22 protein-coding genes are annotated in these 20,205 nt (G+C 48.2%); 14 read left to right on the top strand and 8 right to left on the bottom strand.

Features of this window, described 5'->3' with window-relative positions:
* The first annotated feature begins 245 nt into the window (after positions 1 to 245).
* Together BRW63_RS22800 and BRW63_RS22795 are read left to right on the top strand one after the other, a co-directional pair.
* The gene (locus BRW63_RS22800) at positions 246 to 1,052 is read left to right on the top strand and encodes a transglutaminase domain-containing protein (RefSeq protein ID WP_073074679.1); all 807 of its coding nucleotides are present in this window, start codon (positions 246 to 248) and stop codon (positions 1,050 to 1,052) included.
* 38 nt (positions 1,053 to 1,090) lie between these two features.
* Positions 1,091 to 2,032 carry a 50S ribosomal protein L11 methyltransferase gene (locus BRW63_RS22795; protein ID WP_073074678.1) on the top strand — a complete coding sequence of 314 codons (942 nt, stop codon included), beginning with the start codon at positions 1,091 to 1,093 and terminating at the stop codon, positions 2,030 to 2,032.
* On the opposite strand, the gene gloB is transcribed toward BRW63_RS22795, so the two are convergent.
* Positions 2,029 to 2,802 (bottom strand): hydroxyacylglutathione hydrolase, encoded by a 774-nt coding sequence (gloB, locus tag BRW63_RS22790; RefSeq protein WP_073074677.1) that lies wholly within the window; start codon positions 2,800 to 2,802, stop codon positions 2,029 to 2,031. The genes BRW63_RS22795 and gloB overlap by 4 nt on opposite strands.
* Before the next feature lie 439 nt (positions 2,803 to 3,241).
* On the opposite strand from gloB, the gene BRW63_RS22780 reads away from it, so the two are divergent.
* Together BRW63_RS22780 and BRW63_RS22775 are read left to right on the top strand one after the other, a co-directional pair.
* Positions 3,242 to 4,261, top strand: a complete 1,020-nt coding sequence (locus tag BRW63_RS22780; RefSeq protein ID WP_073074675.1) for a glycosyltransferase family 2 protein — start codon at positions 3,242 to 3,244, stop codon at positions 4,259 to 4,261.
* 7 nt (positions 4,262 to 4,268) lie between these two features.
* Positions 4,269 to 5,444 carry a glycosyltransferase family 4 protein gene (locus tag BRW63_RS22775; RefSeq protein WP_073074674.1) on the top strand — a complete coding sequence of 392 codons (1,176 nt, stop codon included), beginning with the start codon at positions 4,269 to 4,271 and terminating at the stop codon, positions 5,442 to 5,444.
* On the opposite strand, the gene BRW63_RS22770 is transcribed toward BRW63_RS22775, so the two are convergent.
* Entirely contained in the window at positions 5,439 to 5,873 is a 435-nt protein-coding gene (locus BRW63_RS22770; RefSeq protein ID WP_244913260.1) for a hypothetical protein, read from the bottom strand. The genes BRW63_RS22775 and BRW63_RS22770 overlap by 6 nt on opposite strands.
* 25 nt (positions 5,874 to 5,898) lie before the next feature.
* The gene (locus tag BRW63_RS22765) at positions 5,899 to 6,966 is read right to left on the bottom strand and encodes an EAL domain-containing protein (protein WP_073074673.1); all 1,068 of its coding nucleotides are present in this window, start codon (positions 6,964 to 6,966) and stop codon (positions 5,899 to 5,901) included.
* 361 nt (positions 6,967 to 7,327) lie between these two features.
* Here BRW63_RS22765 and trpD point away from each other — a divergent pair, with 361 nt between their 5' ends.
* Positions 7,328 to 8,389: an anthranilate phosphoribosyltransferase gene (gene trpD, locus BRW63_RS22760; protein WP_073074672.1), complete on the top strand. Its 1,062-nt coding sequence runs from the start codon at positions 7,328 to 7,330 to the stop codon at positions 8,387 to 8,389.
* Here the strand turns inward: trpD and BRW63_RS22755 are convergent.
* On the bottom strand, positions 8,386 to 9,243 hold the full coding sequence (locus BRW63_RS22755; RefSeq protein WP_083583189.1) for a retropepsin-like aspartic protease family protein: 858 nt from the start codon (positions 9,241 to 9,243) through the stop codon (positions 8,386 to 8,388). The two genes, trpD and BRW63_RS22755, sit on opposite strands and share 4 nt — an antisense overlap.
* A gap of 190 nt (positions 9,244 to 9,433) precedes the next feature.
* Between BRW63_RS22755 and carA the strand changes: the two genes are divergently transcribed.
* From carA to BRW63_RS22730, 5 genes are all read left to right on the top strand, one after another.
* Complete coding sequence (carA, locus tag BRW63_RS22750; RefSeq protein ID WP_073074670.1) at positions 9,434 to 10,585, top strand: glutamine-hydrolyzing carbamoyl-phosphate synthase small subunit; 1,152 nt, start codon at positions 9,434 to 9,436, stop codon at positions 10,583 to 10,585.
* A gap of 167 nt (positions 10,586 to 10,752) precedes the next feature.
* A complete protein-coding gene (locus BRW63_RS22745) occupies positions 10,753 to 11,091 on the top strand; it encodes an STAS domain-containing protein (RefSeq protein ID WP_244913261.1) in 339 nt (112 codons plus the stop codon).
* A 184-nt stretch (positions 11,092 to 11,275) separates the two neighbouring features.
* Complete coding sequence (locus BRW63_RS22740) at positions 11,276 to 11,734, top strand: Mini-ribonuclease 3 (protein ID WP_244913262.1); 459 nt, start codon at positions 11,276 to 11,278, stop codon at positions 11,732 to 11,734.
* An 88-nt stretch (positions 11,735 to 11,822) separates the two neighbouring features.
* Complete coding sequence (rlmB, locus tag BRW63_RS27335; protein ID WP_083583185.1) at positions 11,823 to 13,271, top strand: 23S rRNA (guanosine(2251)-2'-O)-methyltransferase RlmB; 1,449 nt, start codon at positions 11,823 to 11,825, stop codon at positions 13,269 to 13,271.
* Between the two features lie 105 nt (positions 13,272 to 13,376).
* Positions 13,377 to 13,655 (top strand): DUF1816 domain-containing protein, encoded by a 279-nt coding sequence (locus tag BRW63_RS22730; RefSeq protein WP_073074668.1) that lies wholly within the window; start codon positions 13,377 to 13,379, stop codon positions 13,653 to 13,655.
* On the opposite strand, the gene BRW63_RS22725 is transcribed toward BRW63_RS22730, so the two are convergent.
* Positions 13,656 to 14,501 (bottom strand): alpha/beta fold hydrolase, encoded by an 846-nt coding sequence (locus BRW63_RS22725; RefSeq protein WP_073074697.1) that lies wholly within the window; start codon positions 14,499 to 14,501, stop codon positions 13,656 to 13,658.
* A gap of 179 nt (positions 14,502 to 14,680) precedes the next feature.
* Between BRW63_RS22725 and BRW63_RS22720 the strand changes: the two genes are divergently transcribed.
* Complete coding sequence (locus tag BRW63_RS22720) at positions 14,681 to 15,325, top strand: DUF2996 domain-containing protein (RefSeq protein WP_073074667.1); 645 nt, start codon at positions 14,681 to 14,683, stop codon at positions 15,323 to 15,325.
* 55 nt (positions 15,326 to 15,380) lie between these two features.
* On the opposite strand, the gene BRW63_RS22715 is transcribed toward BRW63_RS22720, so the two are convergent.
* A complete protein-coding gene (locus BRW63_RS22715; RefSeq protein ID WP_073074666.1) occupies positions 15,381 to 15,863 on the bottom strand; it encodes an NINE protein in 483 nt (160 codons plus the stop codon).
* Between the two features lie 292 nt (positions 15,864 to 16,155).
* Here BRW63_RS22715 and acsF point away from each other — a divergent pair, with 292 nt between their 5' ends.
* Positions 16,156 to 17,232 carry a magnesium-protoporphyrin IX monomethyl ester (oxidative) cyclase gene (gene acsF, locus BRW63_RS22710; RefSeq protein ID WP_073074665.1) on the top strand — a complete coding sequence of 359 codons (1,077 nt, stop codon included), beginning with the start codon at positions 16,156 to 16,158 and terminating at the stop codon, positions 17,230 to 17,232.
* Between the two features lie 64 nt (positions 17,233 to 17,296).
* Complete coding sequence (locus BRW63_RS22705; protein WP_181314465.1) at positions 17,297 to 18,136, top strand: hypothetical protein; 840 nt, start codon at positions 17,297 to 17,299, stop codon at positions 18,134 to 18,136.
* 44 nt (positions 18,137 to 18,180) lie between these two features.
* Here the strand turns inward: BRW63_RS22705 and BRW63_RS22700 are convergent, their stop codons facing one another.
* Both BRW63_RS22700 and BRW63_RS28545 read right to left on the bottom strand, forming a co-directional pair.
* Positions 18,181 to 18,591, bottom strand: coding sequence for a single-stranded DNA-binding protein (locus BRW63_RS22700; RefSeq protein ID WP_223257480.1), 411 nt, complete (start codon positions 18,589 to 18,591; stop codon positions 18,181 to 18,183).
* A 484-nt stretch (positions 18,592 to 19,075) separates the two neighbouring features.
* Positions 19,076 to 19,252, bottom strand: a complete 177-nt coding sequence (locus tag BRW63_RS28545) for a hypothetical protein (RefSeq protein WP_181314466.1) — start codon at positions 19,250 to 19,252, stop codon at positions 19,076 to 19,078.
* Positions 19,253 to 19,302: 50 nt separating this feature from the next.
* On the opposite strand from BRW63_RS28545, the gene BRW63_RS22695 reads away from it, so the two are divergent.
* The coding region (locus BRW63_RS22695; RefSeq protein ID WP_143162107.1) for an ISAs1 family transposase at positions 19,303 to 20,205 on the top strand (903 nt) is incomplete at its 3' end.

Genomic DNA, 20,205 nt, shown 5'->3' with positions numbered 1-20,205 from the left:
TGACTTTGCGATCGCTGCTTCCCCAGGAAATTCAGTCGTTTATTTTGACCAAAACCTCGGAGGTTTAAGCCACTCTGTCGGTCATGATGCTTGCTTGATTCTTGGTTAAAACCTCCGAGGTTTGCGGAGTGTCTTCAGACCGATCACTAAAGGCATTTGGAAAGCAATATTGAACACTACAATTTTGTTAATCGGATTGGGCTATCAATAGAGTCATTTGCGCCAAAAAGTTAGGGGAGGTCACAATGCGATTGGATGCTGGGTGTGAAATCTTATTTGAAGCGAGTGCCCCAACGCCCTTGATTCTCATGCTCAGACCTCGGAGTGGGTTAGGACAGTGGATCTTTCGTGAAGAATATCTGCTCGAACCAAGCGTGCCGATGGTGGAATATACCGACAGCTATGGAAATTTGTGCCAGCGATTAGTGACCCCTCAAGGGTCGTTTCGAGTGCGCGCGATCGCCAGCGCCGAAACCGCAGATACGATCGATGTTCAACCCGGTGCCCCGTTTGTCCCAGTGCAAAACGTTCCCGATGGCGTACTTCAGTTTTTGTTGCCGAGCCGCTATTGCCCCTGCGATCGCCTGGGTGATTTAGCCACCAAAATTGTTGCCGACTGTGCCCCAGGATACGACCAGGTAGAAGCGATTCGAGACTGGATTCAGACCCACATTGACTATCAGTATGGCACCAGTGATGCCTCCACTTCAGCCTTTGAGACGGCTCAAGACCGAGTAGGCGTATGTCGCGATTTTGCCCATCTGGGCATTGCCCTGTGTCGCAGTCTCAACATCCCGGCGCGAATGGTGGTGGGTTATCTCTATCAGCTTGACCCGATGGATCTCCACGCGTGGTTTGAGGCATTTGTGGGCGATTCGCAGAGCCAAGACCCTCAAGGGCGCTGGTTTACGTTTGATGCCACTCAGCCGCAGCCGCGAGGAAACCGGATCACGATCGCCTATGGTCGAGATGCCGCCGATGTCGCACTCGCGACCCAGTTTGGGCCCTTGCAACTTAATGAAATGCGCGTGTGGGTCGAGCCTTCCCCATAAACGTGAATTTGTCCTATCACTTGCCTCCAGAAAAGAAGATGTCGTGGATAGAGTTGAGTCTAAACGCCACTCACGAAGCAGTTGACTGGGTATGTACGCTGCTGGCTGACGTTGGCTACATCGATGATATTCAGATCGCCAACTATCGTCAGCCCGATCGCGCAACGAGCCATGAGAACGATTGGGCATTCACGATTTGTTTATATTTACCCAATGAAGTCGGTGCCAATTCTCAGTTAGAAAAAATCGCAGACTTACTTTCACCCTTACATCGAACAGGACTGACGACCGCGCTCGAAATTGCGACGATTGAAGGGAAACCCGTCGAGGGACGCGATCGCACTCATCGCATCGGGCAGCGATTTGTGGTGCTTGCCCCTGATACACGCTATCAACCTCAGCCTAATGACATTCTCCTAAGACTCGAAACCTCTCTCAGTTTTGGGAGTGGGTTTCATCCAGCCACGCGGCTCAGTCTAGAATTGCTTGAACGCCATGTTCGCCCTGCCATGAACGTTCTTGACCTCGGATGTGGGTCAGGAATTTTGAGCGTCGCGATCGCCAAGCTGGGAGCCACTGTTTTAGCCTTAGACAACGACAATATTGCCGTGCAATCAACTCAAACTGCGGTGCAGCAAAACGGAGTCGATTCACAAGTCACGGTGATCGAAGGCAGTCTCGGGCAAGGCAGCGACTTAGGGCACTGGATGGGCGGAACCACTCAGGAAAAGGTGGCGACGATCGCGCCAGCCGCAGAATTTGACCTGATCGTTGCCAACATTTTTGCACGGGTTCACATTGCGCTCACTCCTGACTTTCGTCAAGCAGTTCGCCCGTCAGGAATAGTAATCGCGGCTGGGTTTACGATCGATTACGCAGATGAGGTAACAAAAGCTTTCACAGAGGCGGGGTTTGAAGAAGTTGATCGGGCGCGATCGCAAGAATGGGTTGCCCTCGCCTATCGTCTAATAATTGTTTAAAGGATATCCTTCTGTTTCCGCAAGGCTGCAAACGTCGAGATCGGATCGCGATCGCCCATCGCCTTTCTCACTCCCGGCTGATCCCATCGCAAAAATGGATTCGTCTGCTTCTCGACCCCTAGCCATGCAGGAATCGTGGCTTCATGTTGACTTCGAGCGATTTGCACTTCTGCAAAGCGCGATCGTAAATCTGCATTCTCTCGGTCGATCGTCACTGCAAATTTCAAATTGTTGAGCGTGTACTCATGGCCGCACCAAACTCGCGTATTGTCAGGCAAGGCGCGAATTTTGCTGAGAGAGTTCACCATTTGAGCGGGAGTTCCTTCAAACAATCTGCCGCAGCCTCCTGAAAATAATGTGTCACCGCAAAAGAGTTCTCCTGGCGCATCAACCTCGATCGGCGGGAAGTAGTAAGCGATATGAGCGCGAGTGTGTCCGGGGACAAACAAAACGTCAGCCCAGCGATCGCCAAACTTGACGCGATCGCCATCCTTTAGAAAAACACTCTGTCCGGGAATTCTGCCCCGATCTTCTGCGCCCCCGTAAACGATCGCCTCTGGAAAACAATGGAGTAAATCTCGGTTGCCGCCAACATGATCGCCGTGATGGTGTGTGTTGAAGATTGCAACCAGTTTTGCGCCTAGTTCCTGAAGTTTTTGGATCACAGGTTGTGGCTCGGCGGGGTCAACAACGGCAGCGATTTGAGAATCGGGATCGTGCAGCAAAAAGATGTAATTGTCCGAGAGAGCCGAAATTCGGTAGACGTTCATAAGTGATATTACGAGGGAAACCGTGTTTTCTCTGACTACAAAGCAACAAAACTAGTGGTACAAGAATTGATAGAAAAGGCTTAATCAACTCTTTACGGTTTTCTCATCTAACTTTTGTTCTAGAACAAGTTTTTTGGTCAACACTAAAGAAAACAACCTTAAAAACACTGAGTAGCGAGTGGGGACAATGGTACGAGTCAGTCAAATCAGGTCAAATGCATCTCTCAAGAAGGCAACCGATCATGTTTTAAGTGCGGGTCAAATAAACCGCCAAGAATATGCTCAACTGACTTCACTTCTCCTTTCTAATCATAAAATTACTTCTCAAGAGTTGCGAGCGATCAACCGCATTTTTGACTCGATTAAGCAAGGAACTCTGAAAATTATCGACTAGCCGCACGACTAAAGTGATTTTTTAGACCGATTCGGAGAGATTTAAATGGCAGCGCTTGTTTCAATTATTGTCAATTGCTATAACCAGGGTCGTTATCTCGATCGCTCCGTCAAGAGTGTTCTCTCACAAACCCTGACTGACTTAGAGTGCATCATTATCGATGATGGCTCAACTGATAACACTCGTCAGATTTCAGAATCTTTAATGATTCTAGACTCTCGCGTCAAATACTATTTTCAAGAAAATGCTGGGTTAGCCTCTGCCCGAAATTTTGGAGTGTCTAAAGCTGAAGGGAAATGGGTTCAATGTCTCGATGCAGATGATTGGATTCATGAAGACAAAACTAGATTTCAGCTAGACCATTTAGCAGGATATGAAGATCGAGAAGTCGTTTTTTATAGTGATTACGATCGTGTTTTAATCGACCCAAACGAAAGAATTATCGATCATCAACCCAATATCATTGGTACGCTAACCCAAGAAGAATTAATCGAGCGATTATTGACTCCTGATTTTTTATCAAGCTCTCCTCATCCTGCGCTTCAGCAAGCGACGTTGATGCGAAAGAGCATCTTCTTAAAGTATCCGCTTCAAGAAGGATTAAAAGCAATGGTCGATCGCTACTTTGCTTTAGAAATTGCTGCTGAAGATATTAAATTTGTCTACACTCCACTAGTTGGGGCCTTTTATACAAAGCACCAGTCCAACATGACAAACGATTGGAATCATTTAGTTAATTCCTATGCTGATTTTTATGAAAGAGTGGCAAGCCAACATCCCAAGCTAATGCAATTCTGTCAGAAAAGCCTGATGTTTTTCGTAAACGAAGCGATTAAAGAGAAAAATCAAACTCAGTTCGAGCAATTCGCAAAATTTGTTCAATTTCCAATCTATTTGTCTGATGGGAAAATCAAAATTTGGGGACGATCGTCGCTCAATCTCGCTTTTATAATCCGCCGCCTGCTTCCAACTACTTTGCTCTACGAAAAAGGCAGCCTGTCTCAAAAAATCTTAAATCTATTATCTAAACCTCTAACCCGTTGGATGCCGTCTAAAAGCGGATAATTGATGAATGAATCTTGCTTCTGGATCAACGACTAAAGTTTCATTAGTGGTCAGTGACTTATCGGGTGGCGGTGCAGTTCGGGCATTTCTTCTAGCACAAGTTTTAAAGAAACTAAAGTATCAGGTCGAAGTCGTCGGATTTCAATTTGGGCGCGAATTATATGCCGCTCCGCCTGATGGAATTGTGGTGCGATCGGTGCCTGGAAATAACTATCCTCAAGTCTTAAAATCAGCCTCGCAGCTTCTCAAAAAAATCGATGGCGATATTATTTATGCAGTCAAACCAAAACCTACAAGCTTCGGTTTATCGCTGTTAAAAAAGCTTCAAACTCGTCGCCCTGTAATCCTCGACATGGACGATTGGGAACTCAGTTGGCACGGTGGAGACGATTGGAATTATCACCCTTCTCTCCAACAGCTTTATCGAGATCTGTTGAAAGAAAATGGTCAATTAAGACACCCCGATCACGCGCTTTATGTGAAATGGACTGAAGGATTGGTAGCTCGTGCAGATGCCGTGACGATCGATACTCAATTCCTCAAAAACCGATTTGGGGGCGTTTATCTACCCAACGGCAAAGACACTGATCTGTTTAGTCCTCACCCCTACAATCCTGACGCGACTCGCAAACAGTATGGTTTGTCAGACTACAAAGTCTTGATGTTTCCAGGTGCGCCCCGCCCTCATAAAGGTGTTGAAGACGTTCTAGTCGCCCTCGATCAGTTGAATGATCCGACTTTGCGGCTGGTGATTATTGGTGGAAATCCCTACGACAACTATGACGACACTCTAATCGAGCGCTGGGGACGCTGGATTATTAAGCTGCCCAAGCAACCTGTTGAAAAAATGCCAGAAATCGTTTCTGCGGCTCATGTGGTTGTCGTTCCGCAACGAGACACGCTCACGGCTCAAGCGCAGTTCCCGCTCAAACTCACCGACGGCATGGCGATGGCAAAGCCTATCCTGTCAACGTGTGTAGGCGATATTCCAGACATTCTCAATCACACGGGCTATCTCGTCGCACCCAATTCACCCGACCAACTAGCCGCCAAAATTCAGTGGATTTTTCAGAATTTTGAGGAAGCGATCGATCGCGGGCTTCAAGCCAGAAAGCGCTGTGTTGAACTCTATAGCGTCGATGCCATGGCGACCATTTTATCCAACGTGATTGCAACTCTATAGATCACTCTTCAGCAACGGCACGTCTAACCAATCTCCGAGATACGATCGCACCTCTTGAGAAAAAGCCGATCGCTGCTCAAAACGCTCAGTTCGCACAGGTTTGCGTTCTTCATCCAACATCCAACCATAGTCGCTGCTGAGGCGCAAACCGCCCTGCCAATCTGCTATAGAAATCATAAGCTGAGGAGCCGGAGAATAATCATAGTCTTTGACGCGAAAGACGTAGTTAAAGCTATTTTGACTCGCAGCAGCCACCGTCGAAGGTTGCCCAAACTTCTGAGTCAGCTTCGCTTTTACCTGCTCTACTAAACTAGGAGTCGCAATATCTTCTAGCGTCCGCACTGCCAGCGTCAACGCAAAATAAAACTCTTCAACCGGGACAAACTCAAGCTGCATGATGATAGCGATCGTAGAGATTCTCGGAATCATTATCCTACGCGACGTGACCCTGCTCTTAACAAGCTTCTAGCATCTGCTCATCAGAGGGTTGCCACAGGGTCAATTCGGGCGACGCTAACCCAAACCCCTGCCCTAAATCAACGCCTGCCTGACTGCAAAACTCAATATCATTTGCGTCTTCCAAGCCTTCTGCTAAGACCACAATCTCCATCTCGTGGGCAAAATGCAGCAGACTTTTGATCATCACTTGCTTGAGTGTATAGTGACTACAGCCGTGAATTAACCGCCGATCGAGCTTGATCACATCGGGGCGAAACTCCATGCAGTAATGGTCGATCGAGACATTGCTGCCCAAGTCGTCGATCGCTAAACCAAACCCCCAAGCGCGAATCTGCTCGATCAGCCTTGGCAATGCTGGATAGCGCCCTAACGCTTCTATCTCTGTAAGTTCAAAGACAATCTGTTCAGGACGCAAGCCAAGGTCTAAAACCTGCTGAAAGTTTCGCTCTAATGAACGGGGGTCACACCCGATCGCGTTGGGCAACACGTTTATAAAAAAAGTCGCCGAACTTTCAGCAGACCCGACTTTTGCAGAAATCTGCGCCACTGCTTCGAGACAGGACGATCGAGCCAGATCATCAAACTCATTGAGCAAGTTCATCGACAGTGCAGCATCAATGAGTTGCTGACCGCCAAAGCTTTGTCCTTGGGAAGTTTTTGCCCGTGCCAAACACTCGTGAGCGACAACTTGCCCCGATGCCAGATTAAAAATCGGTTGATATTTGAAGAACAGGCGTTGTCTCGCTAAAACTTGCAAAAACCAGGCGTTTTTGATCAGCCGCGTCGTGTTGCTCAAGGGTTGGGCATTCAAGAATTCGACCAGCAGATCTCTTGACTCTAGCGGCGATCGGGTCAGCAAAAACCGCACTGAGGTCTGACTCGCCTCTGGAATCATTTGACTGATTTGAGAAAGCAGTTCTGGAAGCTGATGATTAATGACAACTTGGTAAAGAAGTTGGGGCACCAAGGTGATCTTTTGAAAGCCCAACTGATAGATATACTCTTCTGTTGCTTCACTGTCGGGTTGAATAATTAATTTTAACGAGTTATCTAACAGGTTCATAGTCTGCACCCTTACCAGCTTCCTTTCATCGCAAGATTTATGCATTGTGCCCGAAAACTGGAGTTACTTACACCCCTAACTTGAGTGATATAACTTACAGCAGGGATATGCAAGATACCTAGCTCTTAATTGCAGTAATCTACCACACTCACCCCTGAGTTTTAAGCGAATTAGCACTGAAAATGCAGTTTTTGTGAGTGCCCTTACACTTGAATCATAAGAATCAAAAAAAAAGAAAGTTAGCGTTTTGATATAATTTGTCACTTACTATATAAAGCGAATTTGCTTTTGAGAGCATGTCGATCGTGTTTAATCTCCAAAAAGTGGTGACATAACTCAAGTCCCTTCATCAATTTCTGTCATGCCTGTTGTAGATAACATTTCTAATCGAGAACTTGAAGATACAGTTGGTTCCTGGTCAAGTCTGCTACAGCAATTGTTAGATCGTCAATCACTTTCTCAAGCGCAAGCGGCGGCTCTCATGCAAGGCTGGTTAGCAGGAGCGGTTCCCCCAGTTTTGTCAGGTGCCCTACTCGCTGCCCTACAGTCAAAAGGCGTTTCTGCCGCAGAATTGGCAGGAATGGCGCGAGTCTTACAACAGCAGGCTTCTCCAGCTTCAATTTCTGCCATACCTTTGATTGATACCTGTGGCACCGGAGGCGACGGAGCATCCACGTTTAACATTTCGACCGCTGTTGCCTTTGTTGCGGCGGCGGCAGGCGTTCCGGTTGCTAAACATGGCAATCGATCGGCATCGAGTCGAGTCGGGTCTGCTGACGTGCTAGAAGCGTTGGGAATTAATCTAGGTGCCCCGGCTGAGAAGATTCGATTGGCCGTTGAAGTCGTTGGCATTACGTTTTTGTTTGCGCCGGGGTGGCATCCTGCTTTAAAGGCAGTGGCACCGATTCGGCAGTTACTCAAAGTGCGGACGGTATTTAATTTGTTGGGTCCGCTGGTAAATCCACTGCGACCGAGCGGGCAAGTGATCGGAGTCTTTGATGCAAGTCTGCTGGAAACGATCGCACAAGCGCTCAATGAACTGGGCACCCAGCGCGCGATTGTCCTTCACGGTCGAGAACGACTGGATGAAGCCGGGTTAGGCGACCTGACCGATTTAGCCATCCTGTCCGATCGACAAGTTCAGTCCGCGACGATCGATCCCAAAGCCCTCGGACTCGCCCCCGCGCCTCTAGATGCCCTACGAGGCGGAGACGTGCAGACCAATGCTGAAATTCTGCAAGCCGTCCTTCAAGGAAAAGGCACCCCAGCCCAGCAAGATGTAGTTGCCTTAAATGCAGCGCTGGCTCTGCAAGTTGGAGAAGCCACGACTAGCTATGCACAAGGGATTGCTCTCGCGAAAGAAGTTTTGGCAACCGGGGCAGCGTGGGACACCTTGGAGCGCTTGGTGAAATTTCTCCGCTAACCCGAACACTGCTGAAACTCAATGGTTTCCTGCTTAATTGAGAGGTCACAGCCACCAAAGAAATCGTGACCCAGAAGTCTGACGGGTCCGATCGTGACTGGCACATTGCGAATGATGCGAGTGCCAACCCGAATTGATTTAATCATCGCCACCGCGAATTCAGTTTGTCCAGCAGGAGTCATTCCAGTGGTCGAGCCGACAATTTTTGCGCCCAGTTCTACTGCCATGTCGGGCGTGATCATCGTGCCAGAGGCTCCTGTGTCTACCATCATTTCAAACTGACGGCTGCCATTAAACAAAACATCGATCACCGGAATGCGGCTCTGACGATACTTAATTCGAGCGCGATAGCTTCCTCCAGAACTCGACGCACTTGCCTGAGCCGTCGCATCTGAAATCGGCGTATCGATCACAATTTTAGACTCTAAGGTTTCGCCGCGATCGCGCCCCGTCTGGTCTGCCCGATTTTGCGCTGAGGCGAGACTGCGCTGATATTCAGCAAGCTTCTGATTGGCAAGCTTCTTGTTAGGGTCTGCTTTCGGCACTTGTTTGAGCAGCGCGATCGCCTGTTGCCATCGACTTGCTACGAGCTTCCAATCTTCTGCCGACTGCACAGATTGACTCATGCTTTTCGCACTTTGAGCTTTGTCGATCGCTAACTGATAATTCTCACTTTGCGACACTTTTGCAGATTTTGCAGCAGGTTTGGAAACCACAGCCGCAGACGCTTTTGGCTCTGGGGTTGAAGAACTCCCTTGACTAAAACTGCTAGCGCGGCTGCATGCCAAACTGCTGACCGACAAAACGCCTGCAAACAACCACAACGAAACGCTAGACCGGGATGAATTCAGCATAACTTCGGTGAATAGAAGGAAGGAAATAAAAGGTAGTAATGAATACTCCCAAACTTAGCATTCCCTGATAGTTGGGTGGGTTCATCGACTACTCTGATTTCACAGAAGCTTGACAAAAGGGAGCAAGAACAGCACAAGCAAAAAGACTCGTGCGATAATGCCAAAGATCTTTTGCTCATCCTTCTCCCTTATGGCTCTCTCCGTTGCTCAACCCGCTCTACTCGTGCTAGCAGATGGCACAGTTTATCAAGGTTTTTCGTTTGGTGCCCTTGGAACCACGATCGGAGAAGTCGTCTTCAACACGGGCATGACTGGCTATCAAGAAGTCCTGACTGATCCCAGCTATCGAGGACAGGTTGTCACCTTTACCTATCCTGAGTTAGGAAACACCGGAGTCAACCCAGAAGACGACGAATCGGCGGCTCCTCAAGTGCGAGGCGCGATCGCCCGCAATGTCTGCGATCGCCCCAGCAATTGGCGCGCAACTCAGTCGATTTCAGACTATCTCAAGCAGCACAACGTCATCGGCATTTATGGAATTGATACCCGCTCTCTGACGCGCAAGATTCGATCGACGGGGGCAATGAACGGTGCCATCTCGACCGAAATTCTCGACTCCAGCGAGTTGCTAGAGCAAGTGCAAGACGCACCTAGCATGACTGGGTTAAATCTAGTTAAAGAGGTCACGACTTCAAAAGTTTATGAGTGGTCTGAGATCACAACTGCTAACTGGGAGTTTAGCCCAACCGTTACCCAGCCCGGTGAAGAGATGTTTACGGTAGTGGCGATCGACTTCGGCATCAAGCGCAACATTCTGCGACGGCTTGCCAGCTATGGTTGCCGCGTAGTCGTGGTTCCGGCTGATACGTCTCCTGAAGAGATTCTCAAACACAACCCAGATGGCATTTTTCTCTCAAACGGACCAGGCGATCCCGCCGCCAATCTGGAAGGAATCGAAACCACAAAAGCTTTGCTTGCCTCTCAAAAGCCCGTGTTTGGCATCTGCATGGGGCACCAGATTTTAGGACTCTCGCTAGGAGCAGAAACCTTTAAGCTCAAATTTGGGCATCGGGGCTTAAACCAGCCTGCGGGGTTGCGCGATCGCATCGAAATCACCAGCCAAAACCATGGCTTTGCACTCTCCGCCGATTCCCTCCCCAACACCACGGTCGAAGTGACTCACTTAAACTTGAACGATCGCACGATCGCAGGATTGCGCCACAAAACGCTCCCTATGTTCTCAGTGCAATACCACCCTGAAGCCAGCCCCGGACCGCACGATGCCGATTATCTATTTGAGCAGTTTGTAGGCGCAATGAAAGAACACAAAGCAAAAGAATGACGAATTTTGAATTCAGTCAATTCAGAACCACTCACCAAAATTTAACCCTAATAACTTCCTCAAACTAGTAGTAAACTTCTCGCGAAGGGTGTATACTGAAACCTCAAATTCTTGGATTTTGGAGCTAGGAGGGTTCTATTCCTGAGCCACTGAACCTAACTGTAAGCTTGAGAGGCACTCGCGAAGTTAGGGATAATTACCAGCTATTTCGCCTCACAGGTCTACTCGATGCGTTTTCGGAGCCAACCTTCCGTAAGGTGCTCACGAAATGTGTCGAGGAAGGACCTAAACACGTTATTTTGGATCTCTCGACGATTGATTTTGTTGACAGTTCTGGTCTGGGTGCGCTTGTGCAAATTGCCAAGAAAGCTCAATCTGCGACCGGAACTCTACAGATTGTGACCAATCCCCGCGTGACTCAAACCGTCAAGTTAGTGCGCTTAGAAAAATTCTTGGCGCTTCAAACCTCTGTCGATGTAGCGATCGAAAACGCCAAGGCAGCCTGAGTTAGGTTGTCGATCATTCACCTGCTATCCAGAGGCTCTGGGTAGCAAGTCTTTTGTGTCATGATTAGATTTGTTCATCGATTCCGACTTGATTTAGCTTCAACCCCAAATGAGTTTGCTAGGATCGAAACTAGTCGGTGTCACTAAATTAAAAAAAGTGCCATTAGCAAGGCGAGACAAGCGTGTGACTTCAGATGAGCCAAGACCTTTAGGTGTTTTAGACAGCAGTCTGGCTGATTTAATGTTAGACCGATGTACGCCTGAAACCATCTCATTCGCTCAGGTGCAGCGTCTTTCTCCAGCAGCATTGGCATATTTAGGAGACGCAGTTTATGAACTTCACGTTCGACGCTGCTACCTATTTCCACCAAGGCGTTTAGAGAATTATCATCAGCAAGTTGTCGCCCAAGTGCGGGCAGAAAGTCAAGCGAGGCATCTCCGATCGCTTCAGCCCTACCTAACCAGTCATGAGCAAGCGCTTCTCAAGCGGGGTCGAAATGCGGTGTCTACTCGTCACAAGCGGGTTGATCCCGAAATTTACCAGCAAGCCACTAGTTTAGAAACCCTCATCGGCTATCTTTACCTCACCGATTCAACCCGTTTATTAGAATTGTTCAGCCATTTAGAGTTTGAGACTCCCTAAGCCAACGTTCAGAAGGCAGACGGCTAGTTTTCTCTAGCATTGGCAACTCGCTCGACCGATCACTGAAACTTGTCAGGAATTTAAACTCATGTCCATCAAAAAACGCGATTCTGACGATCAGGATCGGTCTAGCAGAGGCTCTGTAGTTAAGCCAAAACTTAAAGGCAAGCGAATTATCGCTGGAAGAAAAGGGCGCGCCTACACAAAACCCGATTCAGAAGCCAGCCGAGGGCAAGATCGCCCTGCTAAGAAGTTTGAGCGAAACGGAAAATTTAGACCCGAAAGACCCGCTCGTAGTGAGAATAGCCGATCGGAAGGTGGCTATCAACGCCGCGAATTCAGTTCAGAGAGAAGCTCCGATCGCCCTGAAAACCCTCGGACTGAAGGCGGATACAAGCGTCGTGACTCTGATGGGGCAAAACCGAAGCTGCGATCGAGCGAACCCAGGCGATCTGACTTCAAACCTCGCGAATCCAGACCCGACTTTAAATCTCGTGAACCCAGACGCTCAGACTCTAGATCCGACGAACCCAGACCCGACTTTAAATCTCGTGAACCCAGACGGGAAGACAGTCGATCGAGTGAGCCAAGACGCTCAGACTCCAGAGCCAACGAGCTTAGACAATCTGCACCCAGAGCCACAAAATGGTCTTCTTATGGAGCGGCTTATGGAGGAGCAAAAGCCGCTTCCTATGGCGGAGAAGTCAAGCGATCGTTCTATGGAGCCGACCAGGTTGATCAGCAAGCTCCGGCTGAAGAAGAAGACACTGATCTAATTTATGGACGGCATACCGTTCTGGCAGCACTTCAGGGCGATCGATCACTTAACCGCGTTTGGATTACACCTCGCCTACGCTACGATCCCCGCTTCCATACGCTGCTGACTGAGGCAAAGTCAAACGGCACGGTGATTGATGAAGTCGAACCCAATCGGCTTGACCAAATCACTCACCGAGGAAACCATCAAGGCGTTGCGGCTCAAGTCGCTCCCTACGAATATGTCGAGATCGGTGAACTGATCGAACGAGCAAAGTCTACGTCTGATCACCCTGTCATCGTTGTCGCAGATAGCATCACCGATCCCCACAATTTGGGCGCAATCATTCGCACGGCTGAAGCTCTAGGTGCACAAGGACTCGTGATTCCTCAACGGCGAGCGGTTGGAGTCACTTCTACAGTGGTAAAGGTAGCGGCGGGTGCGATCGAAAACTTCTCAATTGCGCGAGTCATTAATTTAACTCGTGCTCTAGAAGAGTTAAAAGAAGCAGGTTTCTGGATCTATGGCACCGCCGCTGAGTCTAGCCAACCCATTCACACAGTCGATTTTGCCAAAGCAGCCGTTTTGGTAATTGGGGCAGAAGGCGAAGGACTCAGTGTGACCATGCAAAAAAGCTGTGATGTATTGGTGTCCATCCCTCTCCAAGGCAATACGCCGAGCTTAAATGCCTCAGTTGCCGCCGGGATGGCGCTCTACGAAATCTATCGACAGCGCTGGGCAAGCACGATACAAATAGATTTGTCAAAGAAGTCAATGTGATTGAAAAACAAGATGTAACCCAGTACAAAGAAGCTTGGACGTTTGAGTCTACGAGATTAAAGCGTAGGGCGCTCTCTAACGTGTTTGTTTAAATCGACGAAGCCTATGAATGAGTTACTGACAAATCTTTTAAGCGCTCTAGGGCTTGCCTGGTGGGTCGAAATCACGACGGATAGTCCCCGTTGTCTTTACTACTTTGGCCCTTTTCTGAATGTTGAGGAAGCCAAGGCCCATCAGGGAGGATACATTCAAGATTTAGAGCAAGAAGGCGCACAAAACATCACGGTTAAGGTGAAGCGCTGTAAGCCCACGAATTTAACGGTTTATGACGAAAAGAGCGATCGAGGTGCAAACAAAACTCAGATCTCAAGCATTCTCAAGTAGTCAAATAAGATCCTGAATGACTTCAGGATGGATAGCTAACCATCGATCGATATCTGCCAAAATCTGATCAGGAATCTCCCACGGCAGCAAGTGAGCCGTATTGGGGTAACAATGGGACTCGCAATTTTGCAGCGATCGCACCATTTCTCGACTAGAAGCAGCCGTGATGTGCCGATCCTGCTCTCCGGCTAACACTAAACAAGGACATTGGATTTTGTCGAGATCAGATAGGCGATTATAGCCCTGCTGAAGGGCAACACTCAGCGCTCGTGTTGCGGCTCCCGACGTTTTGAGATATGCATACATCGCTTCATTTGCCAAATATTTGTAGGTTGCAGGCGTGTGAGTTTGGACGAGATGGCGAAAGAGCGATCGCTTGCCAAAGGTGTCAATATTCCATTGCCATCCCGGCTGCAATCGATTCAAAATTGCCGCAATTCCGGTATAAACATTGTCTTGCAAACTAATCGGTGGATGGTCTCCCCATGGGCGCGCAGACGTTGCCACCAAAATCAATCCACTCACCCGTTCCGGAAATTTCAGGGCTAACTCGACGGCTAAGATTCCGCCCAAAGACCACCCCAAAACTAGACAGCGAGAAACACGATAGCGATCGAGCACGATTTCTAAGTCAGTTAGGTGATCGATCATCAAGAAGTCTTTTTGCGTTTGGCTATCACCATAGCCCCGCAGGTCAGGTGCGATCGTCCGAAATCGCTGAGATAAATGCTGCGTAAACACTGATAAACTCCGTCCTGCTCCTGGATGCCCGTGCAGACACAAAATCGGGAATCCACTTCCCTCAGCCAAAACGTTTAGTTTGACCGCTTGCACTCTATCGTCCATTTGATTTGCCTCAAAAAGCGGATAGTCTTCAATCAATCGTTTTTGGTTTAAATTTTGATGCAGGGTTTCTGCCAAATGCCATAGTATGCCTGGTATTCATCGTTTATCATAAGTTCACAGGAGATTGAAACGCAGTCTCATCGACGATCAACCCACTAGGAAAAGGACTCACCTGAGCTATGGCAGACCCAACCAACCACAACGAAGCCGGGGAAGTAGCGCCCAGCACGGTTGAAAAGCAAGCTCCCGATGTTGCAGAAGACAATGCACCCAGCACGTCTTCTCCTGAAACCACCCAGATTCCCACTGCTAACGCCCCTGACCCGATCGCAGTCAACGCCGAAGACAACCCCAATGCGGTAAAGCCCAAGGCAGCAACCACGAAAGAGACAACTCCTAGCGAGGAAGCGATCAAGCCTGCGAAAGCCAAGAAAGAAAAGGCTCCTGCCCTTGAAGACAAACCCTTAAATGAATTTGTTCAGCAAGATTATCTCCCTGCCCTTAAAAAAGGACTTGCAAAACTAGGTGTTCAAGACATCGATCTCGCTTTCGAGAAAAAGAAAATTCCAATTAAAGGATACGAATCGAATGAATCTTGGCAAATCGTTGGGCAATGGAAAGCGTCTAGACAGCCCAGGCAGTTTAATATTTACTTTTTTGACGAAACAATTAACGGTCTAAAAGGCTTCTCCTGTGCCGAAAGCACGGGCAGACCTAGCACTATGGAGTCCTTTCTCATTGATGAGCGCAAAGTCACTTTAGATCTACTGGTGTTTGGTGCGGTTCAACGCCTGAACGGTCAAAAGTGGCTTGCTAAAAACTAAGCTGGTTGTAGTCTGTCCTAAACGAAGGCAGACTATAACCGCGAAATTAGCCAGTCTACAGTTCCTTGAACTCATAAACCACAACTCCAGTTTCTGGATCGTTGCCAACTTCGACATATCCAGTTCTGACCATCCCTTGAAGTAGAGCCTCGATCGCGCTAAATCCCAACCCGGTTGCCATTACACCTTGTGTGACTGAAAGTCTTCCATTATGCTCCGCCGCCGCTTGCAGGAGCTGAATCAGTGCCTGACTTTGACCAAGATCCAGACTTGATTTTGATTCCGACATCTCGACCACATAATGAATTCCTGGCTCACCCACGGGTGAAGCATTCAGGCGACTGGCGCGTTTGGTATTGTGTGTCTCAACCATTTTGGGAATAAACAGTAGATCTGCTAACTGCCCAACTCCAAACAGCCCACCGCTAAACAACCAGAGCAATCCCGTCCAGATTTTGCCGTTGTAGAGGCGATGAAGTCCTGCCAGCCCGACCAAGCCGCCTAACCACAGAACATAAGCGGTGCCAACTTTGTTCATATCTTCTCGTCACGCTTCAGAATACTCTTGAATTCTCATCATAGAAACTTTGCTTTAGTTGTGTAAGTCGATCAAGATAGATATAGTTCCTTACGATCGCCTTACTGAACTTGAGTTTCTGTTGCAACTCTTAACGAAAAGTCCTATTTTCATTACCTTCCAGCTTGGTAGACTAAAGAACATATTCAGAATGTACTCCTGTATCAGCATAACGCCCTAGCGTAGTGAGATGCCATTGCATCAGCGCCCAACCTGTAGACGCAGAAGTTAGACACAAGAGCGGTTATTACTTATGGTAGATTCCCTTAAAAAACCTGGCTTTGAAGAACTCCGTCCTGGAATCAAAGTTCCAGCTAAAGAAACCATCCTTTCGCCAAAGTTCTACACCACAGACTTTGATGCAATGGCGAAGATGGACATTTCACCCAACGAAGACGAACTGAGAGCAATCTTAGAAGAGTTTCGAGCTGACTATAACCGTCACCACTTCGTTCGGGATGCTGAGTTTGATCAATCCTGGGATCACATGGATTGGGACACTCGCAAGCAGTTCGTTGAATTTTTAGAGCGGTCATGCACCTCTGAGTTTTCGGGCTTTCTGCTCTACAAAGAACTCAGCCGCAAGCTTAAAGATAAGAACCCGTTATTAGCAGAATGTTTTGGGCTAATGGCTCGTGACGAAGCTCGTCATGCTGGCTTCCTCAACAAAGCGATGTCAGATTTTAATCTGTCACTAGATCTGGGGTTTCTGACCAAGAGTCGTAAATACACTTTCTTTAAACCAGAGTTTATTTTTTACGCGACCTACCTCTCTGAAAAAATCGGCTACTGGCGTTACATTAGAATTTATCGCCATCTTCAAGCAAATCCTGATAAGCGGATCTACCCAATCTTCCGCTTCTTTGAGAATTGGTGTCAGGATGAGAATCGTCATGGTGACTTCTTTGACGCGCTCATGAAGGCTCAACCTCAATACCTAAACACCTGGAAAGCAAGGCTTTGGTGTCGGTTCTTCCTGCTGGCAGTCTTTGGCACAATGTACATCCGCGACACTCAAGAGCCTGGATTTTACGAAGTGTTGGGAATTGATGCCCGCGAATACGAAACCTACGTCATTCAGAAGACCAACGAAACCGCAGGGCGCGTGTTTCCAGTGATGTTAGATGTAGATAGCCCAGAGTTCTATCAGCGTTTAGATGTCTGTGTGCAGAACAACCGAGATTTGGCAACGATCGTCGCTTCCAAGACTCCCAAAGTTCTCCAAATTTTCCAAAAACTTCCTCTTTACGCTTCAAACGCATGGCAACTTCTACGACTGTATTTGATGAAACCGATCGCGTCTGCCCCCGCTCAGGGCACTGTTCGCTAAGGTTTTAGCTGCCTTTAGTTGATACGGCTCTGTCTCATGCAGGGCCGTTTTTTGTGTGAATTAAATGAATAAAAAGAGAACCTACACTTGCCTTCGAGAGCTAATCTTTTGCCTTTCACTGGAAACAACTTTTTCTTTGAAGGCACAAGCGATCGACTACACAATCTCGCGCTCTGCGGAAGATCTTGTCCTTCGTAACAAAGAGTTGACACTGAATGAAGTTGCTCCTCTACCAGATGATAACTCTTTCGGCAGTGAGAAACCCACAGCGACTGCTGTTCAACCACCTGCTTTCCAACCTACTGCGTCGTCTCTCGACCCCGATCCCAAAGTCATTAACAACAGCCCTACTCTTCAACGTTGGATCAAAGAAGTTCCTAATGTTGCGGCTGATATTACAAATGACCCTAGCTTCCGTACCCGTATCCGAGTGCAATATTTAAGCGTTCGATCGTCCCATCATTCACCAAACTTTAACGTTAGCATTGAGGATTTAAGGCTCGGTCGTACTCACGCAACAATTAGCGCAGACTTTCAAATAGCGTCCAATAACAACTGCCAAACCTGGGGCACCAACTTACACTACTATGTGTACCCTTTGGGAAGCTACATCAATGTCGCCCCAGTAATTGGCTATCGGAATCTAAAAAGCAACGCCTATTCGACTAGCGGCATAAATCTAGGATTTCGCCTTCTGTTAGTTCTCTCACGCAGTGGTGGTGCTGATGTTAGCCTCACTCAGACTTGGATCGCTCCAGGAAGTGACGAAGAAGCTGGACTTTCTACACTCTCTTTTGGCTATGCTCTTAACCACCAAGTTCGTCTTTCTACAGACCTACAGCATCAAAACACAAAGCGAGGCATCGATAACCGTTTCGGTATTGGGGTTGAATGGATGCTGTGAGATCACAGAAGGCAGAAGTAACGTCGTTTCTGAAAGAGCGATCGTCAAGCAGTTGCCATCACTCCCTCAACAAACGCACTGTCAATTGAACTATCTTTAGTTTCATCATCTCGACTATCTTTAGTTCCATCATCTCGAACAATATCAAGATCGATATCTAGCACTGTCATCTGCAAGCCTGCTCTAGGAACATTTCCATTGCTTGAGATGAAAGGATTAGGTTCAACATTACCAGTGCAAATGATCAATGACCCTTTCTTCAGGAACTGAAGCTTACGCCAAGCATAAGATTTCTCCCAAATGCTCAGGGAAACAGTGAACGATTCTTCGCGATCGCGCGGCTTCTGCACATACAACGTCGCTGTCGCCACCTGAGCCTTCTCACCACTCTTCAAGTCAACGGTTTTAATTTGAGCGTCTGCCGCCAAATTACCACTAACGATCCACTTGTTCAAGCCTCTACTCGACATAAACCCGTCCTGCGAATTGTACTAGTTTAGTGTTCCCACGATCGTCAGACAATGAACAAGCAGATTCTTGAAATTTCAGAATGGCAATCCGACTCACACAACTTTGTATCAACTCAATAGACTTTCATAACAAAAGTCCTCCCCAGATGGCAATTCTTGCGGCATGGTAGGGGCGATCGCAAAGGTCTCATCTGAATTCTACATAGATAGCATTAGAAGCTCCGGCATTTTCTATTGATAGAGCGAAGAGAAGTACTATAAGCAAAAAAGCCCCCCTTCAACTAAGAAGGGCAGGGTGGTTTCAAGGTAAGGAGAGAAAAATGAGGATGGACTGAAACCTTAAATATAACTATCAGTCCATGTCCCTCATCACTCAATTAAAAACGATCTCAGACCCTCGCAGCAAACGCGGACAAAGCCAACCGCTGTGGTTGATTCTATTTTTGGCATTGCTGGGCAGCTTATGTGGCTACTGGGGGTATCGTCCGCTGGTTGCCTTTACCCGCATCATCTCATCCTGTGTGAGTTGTTGGAACTGCCCCCCAGTTGCACCCGCTTTCCGTCCTACTCGACCTTTCGGCGGACGTTTCAGCAGGTCGATGCCCAAGAGTGGGTGAATATTTTTAATGGCTGGGCCTTGCGGCACGCGTCCACCTTGGCAGGTCTGTTGTGGTCGATTGATGGCAAAAGCATCAAATGCACAGCGGTTGGGGGCAACACGCACGAGCAAACTTCGCGTCTCTGGTATCGGTCTATGGACAAAGCGTCGGGGTGGTGCGCTTGGAGTTGATGGACAACGCCAAAGAAAGTGAAATTGGGGTCGCCAAACGCCTGCTAGAAGTCGTCACCAGTACTCCAACTTTGGCGCAGTCCTTGCCCCTGAGTTTTAGCCTCGATGCCCTCCCTACTCAAGTCGAAACGTTGGACCTCTTAGAAGCGCGGCACTGTCACTATCTTGTGAGTCTCAAAGCCAATCAGAAAAAGCTTTACGACCAAATGCGCTCCCTGTTGCACCACGCGACTCCCTTGAGCCAAACCACCCACACTGAGACGCTGCATGGTCAGCAAACCCAGCGGACTGTCCAGGTCTATCACGTTCCTGATGATCTGCCCCAACGCTGGGCAAAAGCTGGGATAACCCGAATTGTCTGGGTCATCCGTCAAGGTACTCGTGCGGGTAAGCCCTTTGCCGAGGAGCAGTGTTACCTCAGCAATTTGTGCCTAGATGCCACCATATTTTTAGATCTGACCCGCAGCCATTGGCAAATCGAAAATGGGTTGCATTGGGTCAAAGATGTCACGCTTCAAGAAGATGACCCGCCGCGTCGTGGCGGATATGCTCCCATTAGTTGGGCAATTTTTAACTCTGTTTCTGATTACCTTAGCCCGTCGTTTAGGGTGCCGAACGATCCCCGACTGCATCCGAGAACTCGCCAATCAGGTGCATCAGGTTTTTCACTAGCTAACTTGAAACCACCCTGCCCTTCAGCTAAGAAAGGAGGCTTTGTTCTTTTAATATTCAACCTGGCGATGAGCTATTTTTGCGGGAGGCTACCCTCCAACTATCTTCGCCGCTGTCACGTTTCACACCTGAGTTCG

The sequence above is a fragment of the Phormidesmis priestleyi ULC007 genome (assembly GCF_001895925.1).
Lineage (GTDB): Bacteria > Cyanobacteriota > Cyanobacteriia > Leptolyngbyales > Leptolyngbyaceae > Phormidesmis_A > Phormidesmis_A priestleyi_A.
This window is presented reverse-complemented; position numbering and strand designations above follow the sequence as displayed.